At 67.2% G+C, this 21,117-nt stretch carries 23 protein-coding genes; 12 read left to right on the plus strand and 11 right to left on the minus strand.

Annotated features, from left to right (window positions below; genetic code table 11):
- Window positions 1-133: 133 nt before the first annotated feature.
- Window positions 134-538 (minus strand): GFA family protein, encoded by a 405-nt coding sequence (locus tag EZ304_RS14430; RefSeq protein WP_142807406.1) that lies wholly within the window; start codon window positions 536-538, stop codon window positions 134-136.
- Between the two features lie 157 nt (window positions 539-695).
- On the opposite strand from EZ304_RS14430, the gene EZ304_RS14435 reads away from it, so the two are divergent.
- Together EZ304_RS14435 and EZ304_RS14440 are read left to right on the plus strand one after the other, a co-directional pair.
- Window positions 696-1,685, plus strand: a complete 990-nt coding sequence (locus EZ304_RS14435; RefSeq protein ID WP_142807408.1) for a DUF4105 domain-containing protein — start codon at window positions 696-698, stop codon at window positions 1,683-1,685.
- Window positions 1,685-3,706, plus strand: coding sequence for an esterase/lipase family protein (locus EZ304_RS14440; RefSeq protein WP_142807409.1), 2,022 nt, complete (start codon window positions 1,685-1,687; stop codon window positions 3,704-3,706). The genes EZ304_RS14435 and EZ304_RS14440 overlap by 1 nt, the downstream gene beginning before the upstream one ends.
- Before the next feature lie 96 nt (window positions 3,707-3,802).
- On the opposite strand, the gene EZ304_RS14445 is transcribed toward EZ304_RS14440, so the two are convergent.
- Complete coding sequence (locus EZ304_RS14445; RefSeq protein WP_142807410.1) at window positions 3,803-5,224, minus strand: MFS transporter; 1,422 nt, start codon at window positions 5,222-5,224, stop codon at window positions 3,803-3,805.
- A 29-nt stretch (window positions 5,225-5,253) separates the two neighbouring features.
- Here EZ304_RS14445 and soxR point away from each other — a divergent pair, with 29 nt between their 5' ends.
- Window positions 5,254-5,688 carry a redox-sensitive transcriptional activator SoxR gene (gene soxR / locus EZ304_RS14450; RefSeq protein ID WP_099553943.1) on the plus strand — a complete coding sequence of 145 codons (435 nt, stop codon included), beginning with the start codon at window positions 5,254-5,256 and terminating at the stop codon, window positions 5,686-5,688.
- Window positions 5,689-5,754: 66 nt separating this feature from the next.
- Here soxR and EZ304_RS14455 read toward each other — a convergent pair whose 3' ends face one another.
- A complete protein-coding gene (locus EZ304_RS14455) occupies window positions 5,755-6,357 on the minus strand; it encodes a short chain dehydrogenase (RefSeq protein ID WP_142807411.1) in 603 nt (200 codons plus the stop codon).
- Window positions 6,358-6,455: 98 nt separating this feature from the next.
- On the opposite strand from EZ304_RS14455, the gene EZ304_RS14460 reads away from it, so the two are divergent.
- Complete coding sequence (locus EZ304_RS14460) at window positions 6,456-7,331, plus strand: LysR family transcriptional regulator (protein WP_142807412.1); 876 nt, start codon at window positions 6,456-6,458, stop codon at window positions 7,329-7,331.
- Between the two features lie 59 nt (window positions 7,332-7,390).
- Here EZ304_RS14460 and proC read toward each other — a convergent pair whose 3' ends face one another.
- Both proC and EZ304_RS14470 read right to left on the minus strand, forming a co-directional pair.
- Window positions 7,391-8,212 carry a pyrroline-5-carboxylate reductase gene (gene proC / locus EZ304_RS14465; RefSeq protein ID WP_142807413.1) on the minus strand — a complete coding sequence of 274 codons (822 nt, stop codon included), beginning with the start codon at window positions 8,210-8,212 and terminating at the stop codon, window positions 7,391-7,393.
- Between the two features lie 18 nt (window positions 8,213-8,230).
- Window positions 8,231-8,908: a YggS family pyridoxal phosphate-dependent enzyme gene (locus EZ304_RS14470; protein WP_142807414.1), complete on the minus strand. Its 678-nt coding sequence runs from the start codon at window positions 8,906-8,908 to the stop codon at window positions 8,231-8,233.
- Between the two features lie 87 nt (window positions 8,909-8,995).
- On the opposite strand from EZ304_RS14470, the gene EZ304_RS14475 reads away from it, so the two are divergent.
- The 3 genes from EZ304_RS14475 (at window position 8,996) to EZ304_RS14485 (ending at window position 12,381) form a co-directional block, all read left to right on the plus strand.
- Window positions 8,996-10,033 carry a type IV pilus twitching motility protein PilT gene (locus EZ304_RS14475; RefSeq protein ID WP_004147099.1) on the plus strand — a complete coding sequence of 346 codons (1,038 nt, stop codon included), beginning with the start codon at window positions 8,996-8,998 and terminating at the stop codon, window positions 10,031-10,033.
- 79 nt (window positions 10,034-10,112) lie between these two features.
- The gene (locus EZ304_RS14480) at window positions 10,113-11,276 is read left to right on the plus strand and encodes a PilT/PilU family type 4a pilus ATPase (protein ID WP_049400675.1); all 1,164 of its coding nucleotides are present in this window, start codon (window positions 10,113-10,115) and stop codon (window positions 11,274-11,276) included.
- 121 nt (window positions 11,277-11,397) lie between these two features.
- A complete protein-coding gene (locus EZ304_RS14485; RefSeq protein WP_142807415.1) occupies window positions 11,398-12,381 on the plus strand; it encodes an aldo/keto reductase in 984 nt (327 codons plus the stop codon).
- Window positions 12,382-12,440: 59 nt separating this feature from the next.
- Here the strand turns inward: EZ304_RS14485 and EZ304_RS14490 are convergent, their stop codons facing one another.
- Complete coding sequence (locus EZ304_RS14490; RefSeq protein ID WP_142807416.1) at window positions 12,441-13,337, minus strand: LysR family transcriptional regulator; 897 nt, start codon at window positions 13,335-13,337, stop codon at window positions 12,441-12,443.
- 328 nt (window positions 13,338-13,665) lie between these two features.
- On the opposite strand from EZ304_RS14490, the gene EZ304_RS14500 reads away from it, so the two are divergent.
- Window positions 13,666-13,878: a DUF4287 domain-containing protein gene (locus EZ304_RS14500; protein ID WP_142807417.1), complete on the plus strand. Its 213-nt coding sequence runs from the start codon at window positions 13,666-13,668 to the stop codon at window positions 13,876-13,878.
- A gap of 108 nt (window positions 13,879-13,986) precedes the next feature.
- Window positions 13,987-14,694: a YitT family protein gene (locus EZ304_RS14505; protein ID WP_099553961.1), complete on the plus strand. Its 708-nt coding sequence runs from the start codon at window positions 13,987-13,989 to the stop codon at window positions 14,692-14,694.
- A gap of 73 nt (window positions 14,695-14,767) precedes the next feature.
- Here EZ304_RS14505 and EZ304_RS14510 read toward each other — a convergent pair whose 3' ends face one another.
- Both EZ304_RS14510 and EZ304_RS14515 read right to left on the minus strand, forming a co-directional pair.
- Window positions 14,768-15,310, minus strand: a complete 543-nt coding sequence (locus EZ304_RS14510) for a DNA-3-methyladenine glycosylase I (protein ID WP_142807418.1) — start codon at window positions 15,308-15,310, stop codon at window positions 14,768-14,770.
- Window positions 15,307-17,094, minus strand: a complete 1,788-nt coding sequence (locus EZ304_RS14515) for a DUF4153 domain-containing protein (protein WP_142807419.1) — start codon at window positions 17,092-17,094, stop codon at window positions 15,307-15,309. The genes EZ304_RS14510 and EZ304_RS14515 overlap by 4 nt, the downstream gene beginning before the upstream one ends.
- Window positions 17,095-17,185: 91 nt before the next feature.
- Here EZ304_RS14515 and EZ304_RS14520 point away from each other — a divergent pair, with 91 nt between their 5' ends.
- Genes EZ304_RS14520 through EZ304_RS14530 form a run of 3 tightly spaced genes read left to right on the plus strand, consistent with a single transcriptional unit; the run spans window position 17,186 to window position 19,205 of the window.
- Window positions 17,186-17,752 carry a YqgE/AlgH family protein gene (locus tag EZ304_RS14520; RefSeq protein ID WP_005408377.1) on the plus strand — a complete coding sequence of 189 codons (567 nt, stop codon included), beginning with the start codon at window positions 17,186-17,188 and terminating at the stop codon, window positions 17,750-17,752.
- Entirely contained in the window at window positions 17,745-18,239 is a 495-nt protein-coding gene (gene ruvX, locus EZ304_RS14525; protein WP_099553967.1) for a Holliday junction resolvase RuvX, read from the plus strand. Before EZ304_RS14520 ends, ruvX begins: the two co-directional genes overlap by 8 nt.
- 15 nt (window positions 18,240-18,254) lie before the next feature.
- Window positions 18,255-19,205, plus strand: a complete 951-nt coding sequence (locus tag EZ304_RS14530) for an aspartate carbamoyltransferase catalytic subunit (RefSeq protein ID WP_142807420.1) — start codon at window positions 18,255-18,257, stop codon at window positions 19,203-19,205.
- A gap of 94 nt (window positions 19,206-19,299) precedes the next feature.
- Here EZ304_RS14530 and EZ304_RS14535 read toward each other — a convergent pair whose 3' ends face one another.
- From EZ304_RS14535 to EZ304_RS14545, 3 genes are all read right to left on the minus strand, one after another.
- A complete protein-coding gene (locus tag EZ304_RS14535; protein ID WP_142807421.1) occupies window positions 19,300-19,791 on the minus strand; it encodes an REP-associated tyrosine transposase in 492 nt (163 codons plus the stop codon).
- A gap of 172 nt (window positions 19,792-19,963) precedes the next feature.
- Window positions 19,964-20,779: a prolyl oligopeptidase family serine peptidase gene (locus EZ304_RS14540; RefSeq protein ID WP_099553972.1), complete on the minus strand. Its 816-nt coding sequence runs from the start codon at window positions 20,777-20,779 to the stop codon at window positions 19,964-19,966.
- 71 nt (window positions 20,780-20,850) lie between these two features.
- Window positions 20,851-21,117, minus strand: a complete 267-nt coding sequence (locus EZ304_RS14545; protein ID WP_099553974.1) for a hypothetical protein — start codon at window positions 21,115-21,117, stop codon at window positions 20,851-20,853.

Below are 21,117 nucleotides of genomic sequence, written 5' to 3' on the forward strand. Positions count from 1 at the left end.
CTGTCCCTTCCCCGGTCGCCGTCGAACCGCAGGCGACGCCCCGCCGGCCCTGGCTGAAGCGCCCGGTGCGGGCCGGGCGCAGCTGCATGGCCCCCTGGCAGAAGATCGCCGCACCGCCGCGGCGCACACGCCACTAGGCGGTGCGGTCGGCGGGATGGTTGACCCCGTCGTTGACCGGGATCACACCCAGCGCGAACGGGTCGATGCCCTCCAGGCAGGCCACGTTGTAGCCGTACTGTTCCGGGTTGGAGCGGCGCCGGTGATGGGTGTAGATGCCGCACACGCCACAGAAATAGTGCTCGGCCACATGGGTGTTGAACTGGTACAGCTGCAGGTGGTCCTGCCCGCGCACCACCTGCAGGCCCGCGCGGGTGACGCTGGCGGCGATGGCGCCACGGCGGCGGCACATGGAGCAGTCACAGCGGCGCGGGTCGACGATGCCGTCGGGCAGGTCCAGCAGCAGTTCGACCGTACCGCAGTGGCAGGTGGCGCGGTGCCGGGGTTGGACCGGAACGCCGGCCACGGACGTGATACCCATCGTTGCTCCTGTGTGGTGGAAGGCGGCCGCAAGGGCCGCTGCCGACCCTGCGCCGGCCAGCCTGAACGGACCGTAGATGCCACGCTGATCCGGCTTGTGGCTAACTATGCGGCTTCAAGACCGCGACAGGATGCCAGTGAACGCCGCAGGACGTTGGATGACAGGAAGTGCCACAGCGCTGGCGGCGCTGTGGGTGACCGGGCTGCTGGCGTACCAGTTGCCGGGGCCGGGCTGGTTGGCCATCGGCGTGGCCGTGCTGTGGCTGCTGGTTGCCCTGTGGGCGTCGTGGCGGATCGCGCGTGGCCGCGGTTCACGCAGGTCGGGCCTGATGTTCGGCGCGTCGCTGGCGCTGGCCGTGCTTTGGTGGTTGCTGCTGACCCCGCGCCAGGACCGCCTGTGGGCCGACGACGTCGCGCAGCGTCTGCACGTGGTGTCCTTCGATGGCCGCCACGTGGTGTTCAACAACGTGCGTGATTTCACCTGGCGCACCGAGACCGACTATGACGCGCACTGGGTGCGTCGCGAGTACGACCTGGACCAGCTGCGCTCGGCCGACCTGGTGCTGTCGTACTGGATGGGCCCGGCCATCGCCCACACGCTGATCTCGTTCGGCTTCGAGGATGGCCGCCACGTGGTGTTCTCGCTGGAGATCCGCAAGGAACGCGGTGAATCGTTCTCGGCACTGGGCGGTTTCTTCCGCAAGTTCGAGATGACCCTGGTGGCGTCGGAGGAGACCGACATCATCCGCACACGCACCAATGCGCGTGGCGAGGATGTCTACCTGTACCAGCTGCATGGCATGGACCGCGCGCAGCTGAAGGAACTGTTCGCTGCGTACATTGCGCAGGCCCGTGAACTGGATGCGAAGCCCGGCTTCTACAACACGTTGACCAGCAACTGCACCACGATCGTCTTCGACCTGGCCCGCCACATCGCACCGCGCCTGCCGCTGGATTACCGCCTGCTGTTGTCCGGTTACCTGGCCGAGTACGCACAGGAGGTCGGCGCGCTCACCCCGGGCGTGCCGTACGCCGAGCTGCACGACAAGGGCCGCATCACCCAGCGTGCGCTGGACCTGGGCGATGGCGCCAATTTCTCCACCGCAATCCGCCAGGGCGTGCCCGGCACCGAGCAGGACCCGCAGTAATGACACGATTCTTCCCATCCCGCTGGCAGCGCCTGCTGCCGGTGTTGTTCGCCGTCTTCCTGCTGCTGGGCAGCAGTGGCTGCGCGATGGTCACCGTCAAGCAGGTCAAATCCAGTGATTCGCTGGTCAACAAGCGTGCCGACGTGCTCAACACCGGCAAGCTCAGCCCGGCCGCGCGCGAGACGCTCAGCGCGGCAGGCCTGGACGAGTCGCAGTGCGAGAAGGACTTCCTGGTCTGCCGCAGCACGCTGCTGATGACCGACGATCTCAATGTCGAGCAGAGGTTGTCGGCGCTGTCCGAACTGTGGGTGAAGGCAGCGCTGGCGCTGACCCCGAAGAAGACCGCTGCCGGCGATCCGCCGATGAGCGATGCGGCGCTGGATGCCTGGCTGGAAGCGGCGCGCTATGCCTACGCCTACCTGTTCTACAGCGGCCGGTCTCCGTCTGATCGTGCTTTCGAGGACCGGCAGACGCAGGTGCGTGACTACTACAACTACGCGGCAGAGAAGGCGGCGGTGGTGCTGTTCGTGCGCGCACGCGCCGCTGCGCTGGCCGGCGAGGACTATACGAAGCCGCTCACGGTCGGCAGCTGGTCGCTGGCCTCCAACTACCAGCAGCTGAACCTGAAGAGCATTCCCGCGCAGCTGGTGCCGGCTGGCACGGTCAGCTTCGTCGGCCTGCGCAGTACCTATCGCCGCGATGGGTTCGGTGCCGAGCTGGTGATGGTGATGGACCCGCCGAAGCTGGTCGCGCCGGTGATCGCACCCGATGGCCCCAAGGCCGAGACGCCGCAGGAGGATGAGGACGACGCGCGCCGTGGCCGCCGCCATCGCCATGACGACTCGGTGCCTGAGTTCAGCGAGATGTCCTCGATCAACGTCACTGCGCTGCTGCGCTTCGAGGGCAGCAGCCTGGACGATGTGATGCGCACGCGCCGGGTCGAACTGGATGCCTATTCGCCGGAAGCCACCGAGCGCATCACCCTGCACGGCGAACAGGTGCCGCTGGCCGGCAACTTCACGGCTGCCTACGGCTTGTGGCTGGCGCAGAGCGGTTTCGCCCGGCAATCACTGCGCACCCTGTTCGGCATGAGCGAGGGCATCGGCGAACCGCACATCTACCTGATGCAGCCGTGGGACCCGAACCGCCGCATCATCTTCATGCTGCACGGCCTGGCCAGCAGCCCGGAAGCCTGGGTGAACCTGGCCAACGAGATCATGGGCGACCCCGAGCTGCGCCAGCAGTTCCAGGTCTGGCAGGTCTATTACCCGACCAATGCGCCGATCGCGCTGAACCGCTACGAGATCGCCAATGCGTTCAACGATACGCTCAAGCACTTCGATCCCAATGGCAGTACGCGTGCATCGAAGGACATGGTCTACATCGGGCACAGCATGGGCGGCGTGCTGGCGCGCCTGCTGGTCAGCGACTCTGGCGACGTGCTGTGGAATGACCTGCTGGCCAACTACGACCTGAAGGGCGAGCGCCTGAAGCGGGTGCAGAACAAGCTGGGGCCGCTGCTGCATTTCAAGGCGCAACCGAACGTGGAGCGCGCGATCTTCATCGCCGCGCCACACCAGGGCACCGACATCGCCGGCAACAAGGTCGGTCGCCTGATCGGTCGCCTGGTGCGCCTGCCGCTGACCATCCTCGGCAAGTTCGAGGACGTGTTCCTGGCGCTGGCGCAGGCCGAACAGCAGGTCGATGGTACGGCCAAGCCCAAGATCCCCAACAGCATCGACAATCTCAAGGCCAGCGATCCATTCGTGAAGGCGTCCGCGCAGCTGCCGATCGAAGCGGGCCTGAAGTACCACTCGATCATCGCCCAGCGCAAGCCGGAGCTGCCGGTGGAAAAGTCCGATGACGGGCTGGTGCCGTACTGGAGCGCGCACCTGCCGGGCGCACTGTCGGAGAAGGTGATCATTTCCGGCCACAGCGTGCAGGAGACCCCACAGGCGGTGCTGGAGGTGCGGCGCATCCTTCACCGGGATATCGATGAGATGGGGACTGGCACCCGGTAATGCCGGTAATGCCGGCCGCTGGCAGGCACCATCACGGGATTTCCGCGTGCGCGGAGGTTGCCGGCCAGCGGCCGGCACTACCGGAGTCCGGCGGCGCTACACCCGCCGTGCGATCACCGTGGCCAGCAGCGCCAGGCCGAAGGTGATCGCCAGGCACAGCACGTAGCCGGTGTGGGGTGCGCTTTGCACGAACAGCGCGAACAGTGCACCGGAAACCGCCAGCGCGGTGGTCACCGACAGCGCTTCGCTCAGCTGCAGTGCCGAGGTGTTGGCACCCTGCTCGTGCGGTGCGGACAACGACAGCGTCAGCACCGACAGGCTGGCGTAGATCATGCCCATGCCGAAGCCGGTCATGGCCCAGCCGACCAGGGCCACCGGCAGCGGCACTGCGTTGAACAGCACGGCCAGTGTGGCGGCAATACCGATCGTCATCAGCGGCGTGCCCATGCGCAGCAGCTGCTGGCGCGACCAGCCACGCTGCTGATGGCCCTGCAGCCATGAACCGGCGAACCAGCCCAGTGCGCCAAGACTGAGCACGGCACCGGCCCAGCTGGGTGAGAGCCCGCGTTCGCGCTGCAACAGCAGGGGCAGATAGGCCTCGCAGGCGAAGAATGCGGCTGCCGCGACGCCGCGCAGCGCGATCACGCTGGGCAGTCCGCGGCGCAGGAGCAATGTGCCGGCCGGCAGCAGGCGATGCACGCAGAACAGCAGGGCCAGCATGGCCACGCCGATGCAGAGCAGTGCAGGCAGGCCCTGCTGCTGGCCGCCGAAGTAGAGCAGCAGCGCCGCCAACGAGGCACCACTGGCCCAGCGCACCACGTTGCCTCGCCCATCGTCGGCGAGGCCGCCATCGGTGGGTTGCATGCGCGTGAGTGCCGGGCGCAGCAGCAGCGCGGCCGGAATCGCCAGCAGCGGCACGGCCAGGAACACCCAGCGCCAGCCGAGATGCTGCACGATCAGCCCGCTCAGCGCGGGGCCGATCATTGACGGCACCACCCAGCCTGCGGAGAACGCGGCGAATACCTTCGGCCGCAGGTGCTCCGGGTAGCTGCGCCCGACCATCACATAGAGCGAGACCGAGATCGCACCCGCACCCAGGCCCTGCAGCAGGCGCCCCGCCACCAGCATGCCCATGCGCATGGCAAAGCCAGCCAGCAGCAGGCCCAGCACGAAGCAGGCCAACCCGTACCAGAGTGGCCGTGCCGGCCCATGCTGGTCGGCCCAGCGCCCGGCCAGGGTCATGCCGATCACGCTGGTGGCCAGGGTACCGCCGAAGGCCAGTGCGTACAGGCGCAGGCCGTCCAGTGCCACGGCCACGGTCGGCATGGCGGCCGCCACCGCGAGGGCCTCGAAGGCATGCAGCGCGACCAGCGCGACCATGCCGATGGTGGTGGCGCGGTAGCGCGCGGACAGGATCGAAGTGTCAGCCGATGAACTGGCGTTGGCGGGGGAGAGCGTGGGGGTCATACGGGTCAGATGCGGGCCGCGCTTGTCAACAGGCGGCGAAGATAGCAGCATGACACCTCAACTGTAGTTGAGGTCAAGCAATGGTGTCCCAGGAACTGAGCGTTGGCGAAGTCTCCCAGCGCAGTGGCGTGGCGGTTTCGGCGCTGCACTTCTACGAGCGCAAGGGGCTGATCAGCAGCCTGCGCACTTCGGGCAACCAGCGCCGCTACAGCCGCGACGTGCTGCGCCGGCTGGCGGTGATCCGCGTAGCGCAGCGCGTGGGCATGCCGTTGGAAGCGGTCGGCCGGGCCTTCGAGAGCCTGCCCGACGGCCGCGCACCGACCAAGGCGGATTGGGCCAAGTTGTCCGCGCGCTGGCGCGCCGAGCTGGAGGAGCGCATCCACATGCTGCAGCTGCTGCGCGATGAGCTGACCGGCTGTATCGGCTGCGGCTGCCTGTCGCTGCAGCGCTGCCGCCTGGCCAACCCCGGTGACGTCCTCGGCGAACGCGGCGACGGCCCGATGCGCTGGGAATGAAAAAGGGGACGGAGGGGATTAAGTCGCAAGTGCACAAACGACTTAATCCCCTCCGTCCCCTTTTTCTTACCAGACCGTGATCGTCTCGCCGCTCTGGATGCCTTCCACCGCGCGCTGGTAACCCAGTGCCGCGCGCTGTGCGGTCACCGCTTCGAAGCCCGGGAAGTAGGGGCCGTAGTCGGCCATCGACTCGACCAGCACGTTGGGGCTGATCACGTTGATGCGCAGGCCACGTGGCAGCAGCTCCAGCGCAGCGGCACGCACGAAGCCTTCCAGTGCGGCATTCACTGCGGTGGCGTTGACGCCGTCGCGGATCGGATGCGCGCTGATGATCCCGCTGGTCAGGGTGATCGAACCGCCTGCATTGAGGTGGTGCTGGGCGGCCAGCGCCAACCGCACCTGCCCAAGCAGCTTGTCCTGCAGGCCGAGGTTGAACTGTGCCGGCGTCATCGCCTGCAGCGGGCCGAAGTGCACCGAGCCAGTGGTGGAGATCACCGCATCGACCGGTCCGCTGCGTGCGAACAGGTCGGCAACGCTGGCATCGTCGGTCAGGTCAACGCGCAGTTCGCCACTGTGGCGACCGGCGGCAAGGATCTGGTGATGCTGGCCGAGCTGGCGGGCGACTGCCTGGCCGAGGGTGCCGCTGGCACCGACGAGGAGAATCTTCATGGCCGTTCCTTGAGGAGGGGGATGGGCGCAGTCTGCACCCTCACAAAGGGGTTGGGTAAGGAGCGTATGCTTCGCTGATTCCTAACTCTGGATTAGTAATGGATACGTTGCGCTGCATGCAGGCCTTCGTCGCCGTGGCCGAGCGCGGGAGCTTTGCAGGGGCTGCCGAACAGCTGCAGGTGTCGGCGGTGATGGTCGGCAAGTACATCCAGCAGCTGGAGGCGCATCTGGGCACGGCCTTGCTGCAGCGGAACACTCGCCGCCAACGCCTGACCGAAGCCGGCGGGGCCTACCTGGCCGGTTGCCGGCAGGTGCTGGAGCAGGTGCAGCAGGCCGAGGCGGATGTGGCCGGCCTGCAGGTGCAGCCACGCGGCCTGCTGCGGGTCAGCGCGCCGACCACCTGGGGCAGCTGTGTGCTGGCTCCGCAGCTGGCCACGCTGTTGCGCGCGCAGCCGCAGTTGAACATCGAGCTGGACCTGAGCAACCGCCGCGTGGACCTGATCGACGATGGTTTCGACGTGGCGATCCGGGTGGGGCCGCTGCCGTCGCAGGAAGTGGTGGCGCGACCGCTGCCGCCGTACGCGATGAGCCTGTGCGCGGCGCCCGCGTACCTGCGCCGGCGCGGCACGCCGCGCACACCCGATGATCTGGAAGGGCACGACTGCCTGAGCCACCTGGCCTGGCGTGGTGGCCACGGCTGGCAGCTGGCCAATGGCGAACAGGTGGATTGGGACGCACGCCTGACCTGCAACGATGGCTTCGCGTTGCGTGAAGCTGCCGTGGCCGGTGCCGGCCTGGTGTTGCAACCGACGGCGTTGCTGGCTGCCGAAATTGCCGCCGGGCGCCTGAAGCCGCTGCTGCGCGGCTACCTGCCCGAACCGCGGCCGATGCACCTGATCTACCTGCCCGACCGCAGGCCGCGCCCGCGGTTGCAGTGCTTCGTTGATTTCGTCATGACCACATTGGGGCGGTGATCATCGGGTAGATGGGGTCAGATCCCTTTGCCTCGGCAAAGGGATCTGACCCCAGGGGATCAATCATTCGCCGCAGACAGTTCCTGTCCACGCACCTGCGCGGCGCGCAGCGCCGTGTCCACCAGCGCCTCGAAGCCACCGGCCTGGAAGCTCTCGATGGCGGCCTGGGTGGTGCCGTTCGGCGAGGTCACGCGGCGGCGCAGCTCGGCCGGGCTTTCGCCTGCCTCATCCAGCATGCGCGAGGCACCCAGCAGGGTCTGCACCACCAGCGTGCGCGCGGCGTCGGCCGGCAGGCCCTGGGCGATACCTGCTGCTTCCATCGCTTCGGCCAGCAGGAACACATAGGCCGGTCCGCTGCCGGATACAGCAGTGACCGAATCCATCAGCGGTTCGCTGTCGATCCACACCGTGCGCCCGGCACTGGCCAGCACCTGTTCGGCCTGCGCGTGCTGCTGCGCGTCCACCGAGGGCGTGGCGTACAGGCCGGTCACGCCGGCGCCAAGCAGGGCCGGGGTGTTGGGCATCGCACGCACCACCGGCAGATTGCCGCCCAGCCAGCGTTCCAGCTGCGTGCTGGTGATGCCCGCGGCAATCGATACCACCAGCGGCTGGTTTGCCTGGGCCAGTGCCTGCAGCGACTGGCAGACATCGCGCAGCACCTGCGGCTTCACCGCCAGCAGCCAGGTGCGGCCCTGCGCGGCGGCATCGGCGGCGTTGTCGTGCACCTGCACGCCGAAGTCGGCGGCCAGCGCCTGGCGCAGTTCGGCCACCGGCTCGGCCACGTGGATGTGCGCGGCCGGCACGCCCTGGCGGATCAGGCCGGCGATCAGGCTGCGGGCCATGTTGCCGCCGCCGATGAAGGTGATGGAATCAGCTGCCATGGAAGTCTCCTTGGAAAATCAGGCCGGGCGCGGGCGGGCGCCGAACAGGGCGGTGCCGATGCGCACCAGGGTGGCACCCTCGGCGATGGCTTCGGCGTAGTCGCTGCTCATGCCCATCGACAGCGTGTCGACCTGCGCGTGCTGGGCAGCCAGCGACTGGAAAAGTGTGCGCATGCGCACGAATGCATCCCGACGGCGCTCGGCCTCGGGCCATGGCGCGGGAATCGCCATCAGTCCGCGCAGGCGCAGGGTGGGTTCGGCGGCAATCGCGGCGGCCAGTGCATCCACTTCTTCCGGTGCACAGCCATGCTTGCTGGATTCGTCGTCGATGTTGACCTGGATCAGCACGTTCAGCGGGCCGCGCCCGGCAGGGCGATGGCGTGCCAGCGCGGTCACCAGCTTGGGGCGGTCCACGCTCTGCACCCAGTCGAAATGGCTGGCCACGGCATCGGCCTTGTTCGACTGCAGGTGGCCGATCAGGTGCCATTCCAGCGCCAGGTGCTGCAGCGCCTGCATCTTGGCGAGCGCTTCCTGCACGTAGTTCTCGCCGAAGGCGTGCTGGCCCTGTGCGGCCAGCGCGGCCACAGCCTCGGCAGGCTGGGTCTTGGACACCGCCAGCAGGCGTGGATCGGGCCTGCCCGCGGCCTCGGCGGCGGCATGCAGGTTGCTCAGGATCTGGGGCAGGGGAGTGGCCACGTAACGCGTTCCATTGAATCAGGAGGCTATACTGCCGCCCGGGGAAAGATCCTTCCAGTCGAAGCCGTTATTGGGGAGTAGCCGCTCATGGATATCGCCGAACTGTTGGCGTTTTCCGTAAAGAACAAAGCGTCCGACCTGCACCTGTCCGCAGGCCTGCCGCCGATGATCCGCGTGGACGGCGACGTTCGCCGGATCAACATCCCAGCCCTGGACCACAAGCAGGTCCATGCGCTGGTGTACGACATCATGTCCGACAAGCAGCGCCGCGATTACGAGGAATTCCTCGAAGTGGACTTCTCCTTCGAGATTCCATCGCTGGCGCGCTTCCGAGTGAACGCGTTCAACCAGAACCGCGGTGCCGGTGCGGTGTTCCGTACCATTCCGTCCGAGGTGCTCACCCTCGAGGACCTGGCCTGCCCGCCGCTGTTCCGCGAGGTGATCCAGCAGCCGCAGGGCCTGATCCTGGTGACCGGCCCGACCGGCTCGGGCAAGTCGACCACGCTGGCGGCGATGATCGACTACATCAACAAGAACGAGTACGGCCATATCCTCACCGTCGAGGATCCGATCGAATTCGTGCACACCTCGCAGAAGTGCCTGATCAACCAGCGCGAAGTGCACCGTGACACGCATGGCTTCAATGAAGCGCTGCGCTCGGCACTGCGTGAGGACCCGGACATCATCCTGGTCGGCGAACTTCGCGATCTGGAAACCATCCGCCTGGCGCTGACCGCCGCGGAGACCGGCCATCTGGTGTTCGGCACCCTGCACACCAGTTCGGCGGCCAAGACCATCGACCGCATCATCGACGTATTCCCGGCCGGCGAAAAGCCGATGGTGCGCTCGATGCTGTCCGAATCGCTGCGTGCGGTGATCTCGCAGGCGCTGCTGAAGAAGGTTGGCGGCGGTCGTACCGCAGCGTGGGAAATCATGGTCGGCACCCCGGCCATCCGCAACCTAATTCGCGAGGACAAGGTGGCGCAGATGTACTCGGCCATCCAGACCGGCCAGCAGTACGGCATGATGACCCTGGACCAGCACCTGCAGGACCTGGTCAAGCGCAGCCTGATCACCCGCAACCAGGCCCGCGAGTACGCCAAGGACAAGCGCCTGTTCGAGTAAGGCGGGGCAGCAGCGGGGCGGCGTGCGCCAGTGCGCCGCCGTTCCCGCGCCGTTTCCTCCACCGACCGTTTCCTGGTACATGCCCCATTGGGAGCCCGCCGTGAACACCACCGCGACCACCATCGATTTCACTTCGTTCCTCAAGCTGATGGCGCACCAGCGCGCCTCGGACCTGTTCATCACCGCGGGTATGCCGCCGGCGATGAAGGTCAACGGCAAGATCTCGCCGATCACGCAGACCCCGCTGACGCCGCAGCAAAGCCGCGACCTGGTCCTCAACGTGATGACCCCGGCGCAGCGCGAGGAGTTCGAGAAGACCCATGAATGCAACTTCGCCATCGGCCTGTCCGGTGTCGGCCGCTTCCGTGTCAGCTGCTTCTACCAGCGCAACCAGGTCGGCATGGTGCTGCGTCGCATCGAGACGCGCATTCCGACCGTGGAAGAGTTGAGCCTGCCGCCGATCATCAAGACGCTGGCGATGACCAAGCGCGGCATCATCCTGTTCGTCGGTGCCACCGGCACCGGTAAATCGACCTCGCTGGCGGCGATGATCGGCTACCGTAACCAGAATTCGACCGGCCACATCATCACCATCGAAGACCCGATCGAGTTCGTGCACAAGCACGAAGGCTGCATCATCACCCAGCGTGAAGTCGGCATCGATACCGACAGCTGGGAAGCCGCGTTGAAGAACACCCTGCGCCAGGCGCCGGACGTGATCATGATCGGCGAGGTGCGTACCCGCGAAGGCATGGACCACGCCATCGCCTTCGCCGAGACCGGCCACCTGGTGCTGTGCACCCTGCATGCCAACAACGCCAACCAGGCGATGGACCGCATCGTCAACTTCTTCCCGGAAGACCGCCGCAACCAGCTGCTGATGGACCTGTCGCTGAACCTCAAGGGCGTGGTCGCGCAGCAGCTGGTGCCGTCTCCCGATGGCCGTTCGCGCAAGGTTGCCATGGAGATCCTGCTCGGCACGCCGCTGGTGCAGGACTACATCCGCGACGGCGAGATCCACAAGCTGAAGGAAGTGATGAAGGACTCGGTCCAGCTGGGCATGAAGACCTTCGACCAGAGCCTGTTCGAGCTGTACCAGGCCGGCGAGATCAGCTACGAGGACGCGCTGCGCTACGCCGATTCGCAGAACGAGGTACGCCTGCGCATCAAGCTCAGCCAGGGCGGCGACGCCCGCACCCTGTCGCAGGGGCTGGATGGCGTGGAGATCTCGGAGATCCGGTGACCCGGCCGGCAACGGTCGTGACTGGATTGATGAATTCCAGTCATGACCGACTGCCATCCCGTCGGTTCAATCCATCGCCCAAGCGGGCGTATCGTCAGCGCTCCCCCTCTGGAGCACGACGATGCAGACACGTGAACTCGGCCGCAGTGGCCTGAAGGTTTCCGCCCTGGGCCTGGGCTGCATGGGCCTGAGCCATGGCTATGGCCAGCCGGTCGAGCGCAGCCAGGGCATCGCCCTGCTGCAGGCCGCCGTTGAACGCGGCGTGACCTTCTTCGACACCGCCGAGGTGTACGGCCCGTACACCAATGAAGATCTGCTTGGCGAGGCGTTGGCGCCGTACCGCGACACGCTGGTGATCGCCACCAAGTTCGGTTTCAAGGATGCGCGTGTCGACACCGGTTTGGACAGCCGCCCGGAGAACATCCGTGCGGTGGCCGAAGCCAGTCTCAAGCGCCTGCGTACCGACCACATCGACCTGTTCTACCAGCACCGTGTCGACCCGAACGTGCCGATCGAGGACGTGGCCGGCACCGTGCGCGATCTGATCGCCGAGGGCAAGGTCGGCCACTTCGGCCTGTCCGAGGCCAGTGCCGCCACCGTGCGCCGCGCGCACGCGGTGCAGCCGGTGGCTGCCGTGCAGAGCGAGTACTCGCTGTGGTGGCGCGAGCCGGAACGCGAACTGCTGCCGACGCTGCAGGAACTGGGCATCGGCTTCGTGCCGTTCAGCCCGCTCGGCCGCGGTTTCCTGACCGGTGCGATCAACGCCGACACCACCTTCGACGCCAACGACTTCCGCAACACCGTGCCGCGTTTCGAAGTGGAAGCGCGTCGTGCCAACCAGGCGCTGGTGGATCGCATCAGCACGATCGCCGCGGCGCGGGGTGCGACCCCGGCGCAGGTGGCATTGGCCTGGCTGCTGGCGCAGGCGCCGTGGATCGTGCCGATCCCGGGCACCACCAAGGTCCACCGCCTGGAAGAAAACCTGGGCGCGATCGACCTGCAGCTGGCGCCGGAGGAACTGCAGCGCATCGCGCAGGCGCTGGACGAAGTATCGATTGTTGGTGAGCGCTACAACGCCCAGCGTGCGGCCCAGGCCAAGGGCTGACCATCAGGCGGGTGCGGATCGCTGGTGGGTGCGGACCGTTGGTCCGCACTCCTCAACCCTCACGCCATCGGCCCACGCAGCGCATCAAGCACCGTGCGCATCGCCACGGTGACGTGGCGGCGCGACGGGTAGTACGCGTAGTAGCCATCGAAGTGCGGGCACCAGTCGTCCAGCACCGACTGCAGGCGGCCCTCGTCCAGCATCGGCTGCACCTGGTCTTCCGGCAGCCAGGCCAGTCCGCTGCCGGCCAGCGCAGCGGCGCGGGTCATGCCCATGGTGTTGAAGGTCCACTGGCCGGACACGCGCACACTGAGTTCGTTGCCGTCCTGGCCGAAATCCCACGGCATCAGCCCGCCATGCGTGGGCAGGCGCAGGGTCACGCAGTTGTGGTCGGCCAGTTCGTCCGGATGCCGTGGCACCACATGCTGGCGGAAGTAGCTGGGTGCGCCGACCACGCGCATGCGCAGCGGCGGGCTGATCGGCACCGCGATCATGTCACGGGCCAGCCGCTCGCCGAGGCGGATGCCGATGTCGTAGCGTTCGGCCACGATGTCGGCCAGCCCGTAGTCGGCCGCCAGTTCCACCTTCAGGTCCGGATACTGCTGAAGCAGCGGCGCCAGCCTCGGCCAGGCGATGTACTCGGCGGCATGGCCGGTAGCATTGATGCGGATGGTGCCGGCAGGGCGTTCCCGGTACTCGGCCAGTGCGGCCAGCCCATCCTCGATCTCGGCCAGGCGTGGGCCCAGGGTGTCGAGCAGGCGGGCGCCGGCTTCGGTGGTGGAGACGCTGCGGGTGGTGCGGGTCAGCAGGCGCACACCCAGGCGCTGTTCCAGGCCGCGCATGGCATGGCTGAGCGCGGACTGGGAGACGCCCAGCTGGGCGGCGGCCTTGGTGAAGCTGCCCTCGCGGGCAACGTGGACGAAGGCCTGCAGGTCGTTGAGATTTTCGCGGGGCATGACGGGATGATACGGCCGGGCTGCGCCCGGCACCTGCTTCAAGCCAAGGCAACGTCAACGTCAAATGCGTGCATCCCGTGGGATGGCGGGGTGGGGCCGGTTGAGGGGAACGCCGTAGATACGTCCATGTAGGCTCGGTCGCCGCATCCATGCGGCTCACGCCCCCTCAACCGGACCCACCCCACCTTCGACAGTTTCCCGCGAGCTGTTGGAACGGCATTCTGCTTTGGTGGGTGTCGACCGTTGGTCGGCACTGGGTCGGACGTGTGGGTATGTCGATTTCTGCGTCTGTGGTTCGTCGAATGAATGACTTCAACGGGAGCTGCACATGAGCACTGACACCAAGCCCAAGGGCCCGGCCTCGTACTTCCCCTCCATCGAGAAGACCTACGGGCAGCCGGTTGCGCACTGGTTCGGGCTGCTGGCCGGGAAGAGGGGCCTGAAGCACATGGAACTGGTCAGCTTCCTGAAGAGTGAGCACGGCCTGGGCCATGGCCACGCCAACGCGCTGGTGGCGCACCATCTGGCCGGCAAGGGCTGATCGGCAAGGGGGCAAGCAGGGCGGGGCGCATTCAGCTGAACGATTTCATCTGCAACTGTCATGCGGATCGTGTCTAATAGCGCTCCCCACCTGCTGTTCCCCACCCGTATGTCCCTTCCCTCCCATGGCCCCGCGCCGTGCGACGACGCTGACGGCCACCTGGTCACCGCTGGTCCGCTGACCCCGCCGCCGGACAGCGCTGGTACCACCGCCGACGAAAAAGCGCTGCGCCACTCGATCGCCGAGGATGTGCAGGGCATGGTGCTGGCCACGATGGTGGCCTCGCTGGGCCTGGCGATCTTCGCCAAGAGCGGGCTGATGATCGGCGGCATGGCCGGCATGGCCTTCCTGCTGCATTACGCGCTGGACTGGAACTTCGGCGTGGTGTTCGTGCTGGTCAACCTGCCGTTCTACTGGGTGGCGCTGCGGCGCATGGGCTGGGAATTCACCCTGAAGACCTTCGCCGCGGTCACCGCCTGTGGCGTGCTGACCGACCTGCTGCCGCGCTGGATCGACTTCTCGCACATCCACCCGCTGTATTCGGCGATCGTGGGCGGTGCGTTGTCCGGCCTGGGCATCCTGTTCTTCATCCGCCACCGCGCCAGCCTTGGCGGCATCGGCATCCTGGCGGTGTACCTGCAGCGCACCCGCGGCTGGAGCGCGGGCAAGGTGCAGATGTCCTACGACGCCTGCCTGATGGTGGCCGCGTTCTTCGTGTTGTCGCCGTCGAAGGTGCTGTACTCGGCGATCGGCGCGGTGGTGCTCAGCCTGGTGCTGATGTTCAACCACCGCCCGGGCCGTTACATGGGCGTGTGACGATTCGACGGTAGTGCCGGCCGCTGGCCGGCAACACCTGCAGCATTCCGAGGCTGCCGGCCAGCGGCCGGCACTACCGGGAGGCCTGCAGCCACGGCGGCGACAGCTTCAGCAGCCGCGCATGCACCGGGCAGTCCTCGGCGTGCGCACCGGGCAGGTAGCCCAGGCTCATCAGGAATTCGCCGGTGATCTCGCCGCCGGTGAAGCGGAACGTCTTCCTGAACAGCTTCACCCAGTCGGCCTTGCTGCGCGGATGGTGCGCGTCCAGCCACGCCGCGAAGCTGCCGTGGCTGGCCCGCAGCTGCTGGATCACCTGTGCGTTGTGGATCGCCGCCAGCACCTTCAGCCGGTTGCGGATGATGCCGGCGTCCGAAAGCAGCCGCTCGATGTCCTGCTCGGCATACGCTGCCACCCGGTCCACATCGAAGCCGTCATAGGCCGTGCGGAAGCCCTCGCGCTTCTTCAGGATCGTTTCCCAGCTCAGGCCGGCCTGGTTGATTTCCAGCACCAGCCGCTCGAACAGTTCGCGCTCGTCCCGCTGCGGGAAGCCGTACTCGTTGGCGTGGTAGTAGTCGTGCACCGGATGGCCCGGGGCGATGAGGCAGTAACCGCTCATGGGAAAGACTCGTTGGATTCGGGTTCGGGATCGATGGCCAGCGCAGGGCGCCCGCCGATGGACAGCATCGGCCAGCGTGGCGGTTCGAGAGTGAGCTCGCCATCACGCAGTGCCTGGTTGATCGCTTCGGCCTGCCCGCTCGCGGTGCCGAACAGCGAACCGGCCCGGCGCCAGTGGGTATCACTGCCACGTGCGTACAGCACGCAGTCCGGCCCACGGTGGGTGTACAGCTCGCACAGCAGCACTTCGCCGGTGCCATCGCCGTCCAGGTCGCGATGCACGATCAGGCAGTCGCGCTCGCTCTGGGCGCAGGATTCGCCATTGATCGCGCGCGTGGCCAGTGCCTGCCACCAATCGTCCGGCGGCGAGCTGGATCCCTTGGCCAGCTTCAGCGCGCGCTGCAGGGCGGTGACGTCCTGCGGCCCCTTGTCGAGGCGATGGCCGTCGTCCCAGCGTGAGGTACGTGCCAACGCTGCAGCGATCACCTGCGGCGCATTGGCATCGGCGGTGATGGCTGGATCACGCTGCAGCTCGCGCAGCGCCTGCACGCCACGGCGTCCAAGATCGAAGCGCAGCACGTTGACGTCGCTGCTGGTGATCGCCGGCGGGTCCGCGCGCAGCCGCGCCAGCTGGCTGGACAGGGTCAGCCGCACCGGGTCCAGCAGCGGCGAGTTGCCCAGCAATGCCAGTGCCAGTACCGCCCAGCACATCCAGCGGTTGACCGGCTCCAGCATCTGCAACCAGCGGCGCTGCCGGCGCAGCACCGCCAGCGCGTAGCCCACGGCATAGCCGGCCACGGCCAACGCGACGAGTACCGCCCAGAACCGGTCGATGGTCCAGCCGTACTGCGTCACGCGCAGGCCCAGTGCATACAGCGCCAGCGCGGCGTACACCGGCAGCGTCAGCAGGCTGGCCTCGACCAGCCTGCGCAGCACGAGAGGGTAGGGTGCACTGTCATCCCCCTGCTGGTAGACCGCATTGGTGAACGTCACCAGCAGCAGTGACACCACCACCAGCAGGCTGGCGGCCGAACGGGTTTTCCACAGCGGCTCCAGCCCGGTAAGCGGCAGGCTCAGCACGAACAATACGGCGATGAAAGAGAGCAGCGGCAGCAGCCCGCGGCAGATCGCGAACAGCACCTGGCGGGTGATCTGGATCGCGCGGTGCTGGGTGCGCCCGATCAGCACGCCGAAGCCGGCCAGGCTGCCGGTGGCCAGCGCGATGAATGCATCCTGGCGGAACAGATCGCGGAAGACGTTCACGTCCAGCAGCTGGAACAGCGCCGCCCACAGCCACAGCAGCAGCCAGGTCAACCCGGTGAACAGCGTTGCCAGCGCCAGGGTCAGGCCGTTCTGCCAGGCGCGCTCGAACAGCTCGGGGTAGCTGGCGCGCCAGTGCCCGTGGTGCAGCTGGAACTGCCACCAGGGCAGCGCTACGAACACCGCCAGGGCCATGCCCAGGGTCAGTGGGAACTGCAGCGCGCCCGATTCCAGTGCGGTCTCGCCAGTGAGGTTCCAGCCGATCCAGGCGGCCAGCGCCAGCACCACCGCCGAGCCGAGCGCGGCCTGCAGCCACAGCCGGCGCTGGCCCAGCTCGACCAGGCTCAGCGCCACCGCGCTGGGAATGGCCAGCACCCAGGCGTACCAGCAGTAGCGCCAGCCGATATCGCGGAACGGCCACGCATCGGACAGTTCCTGCGCGGCATACAGCATCAGACCCTGCAGCAGGGCGATCAGGACGATGGCGCTGCGTGCCGGCAGGGTCAGGGGCGATGAAGACTGCATCGATGACCTTCCATGGCAAAGCGCCATCCTAGCCCATCGCCGTTCGGCGCCATCGCGCGACCATCCCGCGCCCAGCAGGTAGAATGGGCCCATGCCTGTAACGCCGACCTCCCTTGCCGATCACCTGCTCGTCGCGCTGCCGTCGCTGCTCGACGCGACCTTCGCCCGCAGCGTCGCGCTGATCTGCCAGCACGACGAGAACGGGGCGATGGGCGTGCTGGTCAACCAGCCGTCCGAATACACGCTGGGAGAAGTGCTCGCGCAGATGGACATCACCACCGGTGATGGCGACCTGCAGGCGCGCATGGTGCTCAACGGTGGCCCGGTGCATCCCGAGCGCGGCTTCGTCATCCATGACGACGCGCGGGCGTGGGATTCCAGCCTGACCGTGGGCGACGGCCTGTACCTGACCACTTCGCGCGACATTCTTGAAGCGATGGCGCGCGGCGAAGGTCCGGCCAATGCCGTGGTCACCCTCGGCTGTGCCGGTTGGGGCGCAGGGCAGCTGGAAAGCGAGCTGTCCGAGAACAGCTGGCTGACCGTGCCGGCCGATGCCGAACTGGTGTTCCAGCTGCCGCTGGAGCAGCGCTGGCAGGGTGCGGCCTCGCGCATCGGCGTCGACCTGTTCCGGCTGACCGACTACAGCGGCCATGTCTGAGCCCGTCACGCCCGCGCCGGACCCTGCTGCCCCGGCCATCCGCCGTGACGGCACGGTCCTGGGTTTCGATGTCGGCTCGCGCCGGATCGGCGTGGCCATCGGCAGTGCCTTCGCCGCGCATGCGCGCGCGGTGGCCGTGGTCGATGTGCACGGCAACGGCCCGGACTGGACCGCGATCGAACGCCTGCTCAAGGAATGGAAGCCCGACGGCCTGGTGGTGGGCGACCCGCTGACCCTGGACGGCCAGGACCAGCCCAACCGCAAGCGCGCGCAGGGCTTTGCCCGCCAGCTGCGGGAACGTTTCAAGCTGCCAGTGGTGATGATCGACGAGCGTTCCAGCTCGGTCGAGGCCGCCCGCCGCTTCGCTGTCGAGCGCGCCGAAGGGCGCAAGCGCCGCCGTGATGCGGCCGCCCTCGATGCCGTGGCCGCGGCGGTGATCATCGACCGCTGGCTGTCGTCGCCGGACGACGCCACCCCCATTCCCTGACTGCCGAATCCCGCCATGACTGCCCAGCAAATCGATGCCTCCGGACGCCTGCGCCACCTGTTGACCCTGGAGGGCCTGCCGCGCGAGACCCTGCTGCAGCTGCTTGACCGGGCGGGACAGATCCGCGATGCCGCGGTCGGCCGCGTTGGCAACAAGCGCCACGTGCTGGCCGGTTCGGCGGTGTGCACGCTGTTCTTCGAACCGTCCACGCGCACCCGCAGCTCGTTCCAGTTGGCCGCGCAGCGCCTGGGCGCCGACGTGCTGAACTTCGATGCCTCGACCTCGTCCACGCGCAAGGGCGAAACCGCCTGCGACACCCTGCGCAACCTGGAAGCAATGGGCGTGCGCGGCTTCGTGGTACGCCACCCCGATGACGGCGCCGTGGCCGCACTGGCCGACGCCGCGGGCGAGGGCACCGCGCTGATCAATGCCGGTGACGGCCGCAGTTCGCACCCGACCCAGGGCCTGCTGGACATGCTGACCCTGCGCCAGGCCAAGGGCCCGGATTTCTCGAAGCTGAAGGTGGTGATCGTCGGCGACGTGAAGCACTCGCGCGTGGCCCGCACCGACCTGCACGCGCTGCGTACGCTGGGCGTGGGCGAGATCCGCGTGTGCGGCCCGCAGTCGCTGCTGCCGGACGACGAGACCCTGAAGGGCTGCGTGGTCGGCGATGACTTCGACGCGATGCTGGAAGGCGTCGACGCGCTGATGATGCTGCGCCTGCAGCGCGAGCGCATGGAAGAAGGCCTGGTGCCGTCGCTGGAGCAGTACCACGCCCAGTACGGCCTGACCAACGAACGCCTCGCCCGCGCTGGCAAGGATGCGGCGGTGCTGCACCCGGGCCCGATCAACCGCGGCGTGGAAGTCACCGACGACGTGGCCGACGGCCCGCAGTCGTGGGTACTGCGGCAGGTCGCCAACGGCGTCGCCGTGCGCATGGCCGTGCTGGAAACCCTGCTGGGCTGACCTGCCCTGGTAGGGTAGGTGTCAACCTTGGTTGACACACTCACCGCCCGGTTCGTGCGCGCACTGTTTTGGTAGATGCCAACCTTGGTTGGCACTATCCACCGGTGCTAATGTCATCGGGCAGATCACATGACGCCCCAAGCTCCCATTCGCACCATGCATGGGGATATTGCCCAAGCCGCGTCGTCAGCCCGGCCCTGATCGGATTTCCCATCAGGTACATCGCATGCCGGTGCAACGATTCGTCAGAGCGGATCGCATGATCGTGATAGCAGGCCTGCCAGAAGCGCCCGACTCGCCCCAGCAATCGGTTTGCCTGCTGGGCTGTGCGCGACTTGAAACGCTCCATGACGGTTTCCAGCGTTCCCGCACGTAGTTCGACTAGCCAGTGGATGTGGTCGGGCATGACCACGTAGGCAATCGAGCGGGTGAAGCCTTCCTGATCCAGTCGCTGGAATTCGCGGACTGCCAAGGCGGCCGCTGCGGCGTTGGTGAAGAGCGGCGCGCGGTCATGGACGACGGTGGTGAGGATATAGCTGAGGCCGATGCTGGAGTGACGGCCGAGCAGGAGACGGGTGTTCTGCATGGAGCAAGCATGGGCGGGCCTGCTTTCAGTGAACATCGGGGAAAGGCTTGGTTTCAGGTAGGCCAGTGCCAACCAAGGTTGGCAACTACCAAAGCAGTCAATGCCAACCAAGGTTGGCAACTACCAGAGCAGTCAATGCCAACCAAGGTTGGCAGCTACCAGAAGCTGCGGTTCATCGCTTCTGCGCGAACAGCCAGGCCCACATCGCCGGGTCGGCGTAGGTGGCGTCCCAGGCATTGTGGTTGCCTTCCGGGTACTCGGTATAGCGCACGTCGCGCGCGGTGGCGCTCTGGAAGGCGCTGTGCAGCCGGCGGTCGTCGTCCGGCGGCACCACATCATCGAGTGCGCCGTGGAAGATCCAGATCGGCGTCTGCCGCAGGCGTTGGGCGATCACCGCATACGGATCTGACTCCTGTGCGACCTGCTCGACGAACAGGGTCGGTCGCTTCGCGCGCGGTGCGAACACGGCACCGCATACCGGCACGATCGCGGCAAAACGATGCGGGTCGTCCAGGCCGATGTTCCAGCTGCCGTAACCGCCCATCGACATGCCGGTCAGGTACTGCCGTGCCGGGTCGGCGCCGAACTCGGCGACGATCGCGTCCAGTGCGGCCAGGGCCATGCGGTTGTTGCGCCCGCTCCATTCGGAATGGCGCGGTGCCTGTGGAAACACCACCAGGGCCGGGAAGTCGGGATGCTCGCGCAGATAGGGGCCCAGTCCCGAGTAGGTCTGCTTGACGCCATCGGCGCCGCGCTCGCCCGAGCCATGCAGGAACAGGATGACCGGGGGTCCGCCCTGCGTGGCTGCGCTGCCCGGGGCGGAGGCCCGGACGCCGGCAGGAATGAAGACCTGGTAGTAGGCGGTCTCGCCATCCACCTTCACCGCGCGGCCCTCGAAATGCCCGCGCGCACTGTCCGGCAACGAGGCACAACCGGACATCATCAGTACGGCCAGCAGCGGCAGCCAGCGCGACATCGAACGGACCATGGGACTTCCCGAGGCAGTAGGGTCACCTGCATCGTAGTGCGCGGCGGGTCAACGCAGCATCATGCACCGCGTCACTCCGGCCGAGGAAAGCTGGCGATGATCTCCAACTGCTCCCGTGCTTCGGCATTGCCTTCGGCAGCGGCGGCCTGCACCTGCGCCATGTCCGGGTGCAGCACCACCAGCAGCGGGTTTTCGCAGACCGGGCAGTCGTACTCGGTGGCGTCCTCGTCCAGTTCCATTTCCATGGCGCGCGAGCTGCCCTTCCATTCGCAGGCCGGGCAGGTGTGCTGCTGGTCGCGCCAGCCGGGCTGGAAGTAGTTTTCGATCGTCGTTGCCAT

The sequence above is a fragment of the Stenotrophomonas maltophilia genome, assembly GCF_006974125.1.
GTDB lineage: Bacteria > Pseudomonadota > Gammaproteobacteria > Xanthomonadales > Xanthomonadaceae > Stenotrophomonas > Stenotrophomonas maltophilia_O.

Coding starts and splice junctions, on each gene's coding strand:
- EZ304_RS14430 (WP_142807406.1), bottom strand. CDS start 538: ATGGGTATCACGTCCGTGGCCGGCGTTCCGGTCCAACCCCGGCACCGC.
- EZ304_RS14435 (WP_142807408.1), top strand. CDS start 696: ATGACAGGAAGTGCCACAGCGCTGGCGGCGCTGTGGGTGACCGGGCTG.
- EZ304_RS14440 (WP_142807409.1), top strand. CDS start 1,685: ATGACACGATTCTTCCCATCCCGCTGGCAGCGCCTGCTGCCGGTGTTG.
- EZ304_RS14445 (WP_142807410.1), bottom strand. CDS start 5,224: ATGCTGCTATCTTCGCCGCCTGTTGACAAGCGCGGCCCGCATCTGACC.
- soxR (WP_099553943.1), top strand. CDS start 5,254: ATGGTGTCCCAGGAACTGAGCGTTGGCGAAGTCTCCCAGCGCAGTGGC.
- EZ304_RS14455 (WP_142807411.1), bottom strand. CDS start 6,357: ATGAAGATTCTCCTCGTCGGTGCCAGCGGCACCCTCGGCCAGGCAGTC.
- EZ304_RS14460 (WP_142807412.1), top strand. CDS start 6,456: ATGGATACGTTGCGCTGCATGCAGGCCTTCGTCGCCGTGGCCGAGCGC.
- proC (WP_142807413.1), bottom strand. CDS start 8,212: ATGGCAGCTGATTCCATCACCTTCATCGGCGGCGGCAACATGGCCCGC.
- EZ304_RS14475 (WP_004147099.1), top strand. CDS start 8,996: ATGGATATCGCCGAACTGTTGGCGTTTTCCGTAAAGAACAAAGCGTCC.
- EZ304_RS14480 (WP_049400675.1), top strand. CDS start 10,113: ATGCCCCATTGGGAGCCCGCCGTGAACACCACCGCGACCACCATCGAT.
- EZ304_RS14485 (WP_142807415.1), top strand. CDS start 11,398: ATGCAGACACGTGAACTCGGCCGCAGTGGCCTGAAGGTTTCCGCCCTG.
- EZ304_RS14490 (WP_142807416.1), bottom strand. CDS start 13,337: ATGCCCCGCGAAAATCTCAACGACCTGCAGGCCTTCGTCCACGTTGCC.
- EZ304_RS14500 (WP_142807417.1), top strand. CDS start 13,666: ATGAGCACTGACACCAAGCCCAAGGGCCCGGCCTCGTACTTCCCCTCC.
- EZ304_RS14505 (WP_099553961.1), top strand. CDS start 13,987: ATGTCCCTTCCCTCCCATGGCCCCGCGCCGTGCGACGACGCTGACGGC.
- EZ304_RS14510 (WP_142807418.1), bottom strand. CDS start 15,310: ATGAGCGGTTACTGCCTCATCGCCCCGGGCCATCCGGTGCACGACTAC.
- EZ304_RS14515 (WP_142807419.1), bottom strand. CDS start 17,094: ATGCAGTCTTCATCGCCCCTGACCCTGCCGGCACGCAGCGCCATCGTC.
- EZ304_RS14520 (WP_005408377.1), top strand. CDS start 17,186: ATGCCTGTAACGCCGACCTCCCTTGCCGATCACCTGCTCGTCGCGCTG.
- ruvX (WP_099553967.1), top strand. CDS start 17,745: ATGTCTGAGCCCGTCACGCCCGCGCCGGACCCTGCTGCCCCGGCCATC.
- EZ304_RS14530 (WP_142807420.1), top strand. CDS start 18,255: ATGACTGCCCAGCAAATCGATGCCTCCGGACGCCTGCGCCACCTGTTG.
- EZ304_RS14535 (WP_142807421.1), bottom strand. CDS start 19,791: ATGCAGAACACCCGTCTCCTGCTCGGCCGTCACTCCAGCATCGGCCTC.
- EZ304_RS14540 (WP_099553972.1), bottom strand. CDS start 20,779: ATGGTCCGTTCGATGTCGCGCTGGCTGCCGCTGCTGGCCGTACTGATG.
- EZ304_RS14545 (WP_099553974.1), bottom strand. CDS start 21,117: ATGGCAACGACGATCGAAAACTACTTCCAGCCCGGCTGGCGCGACCAG.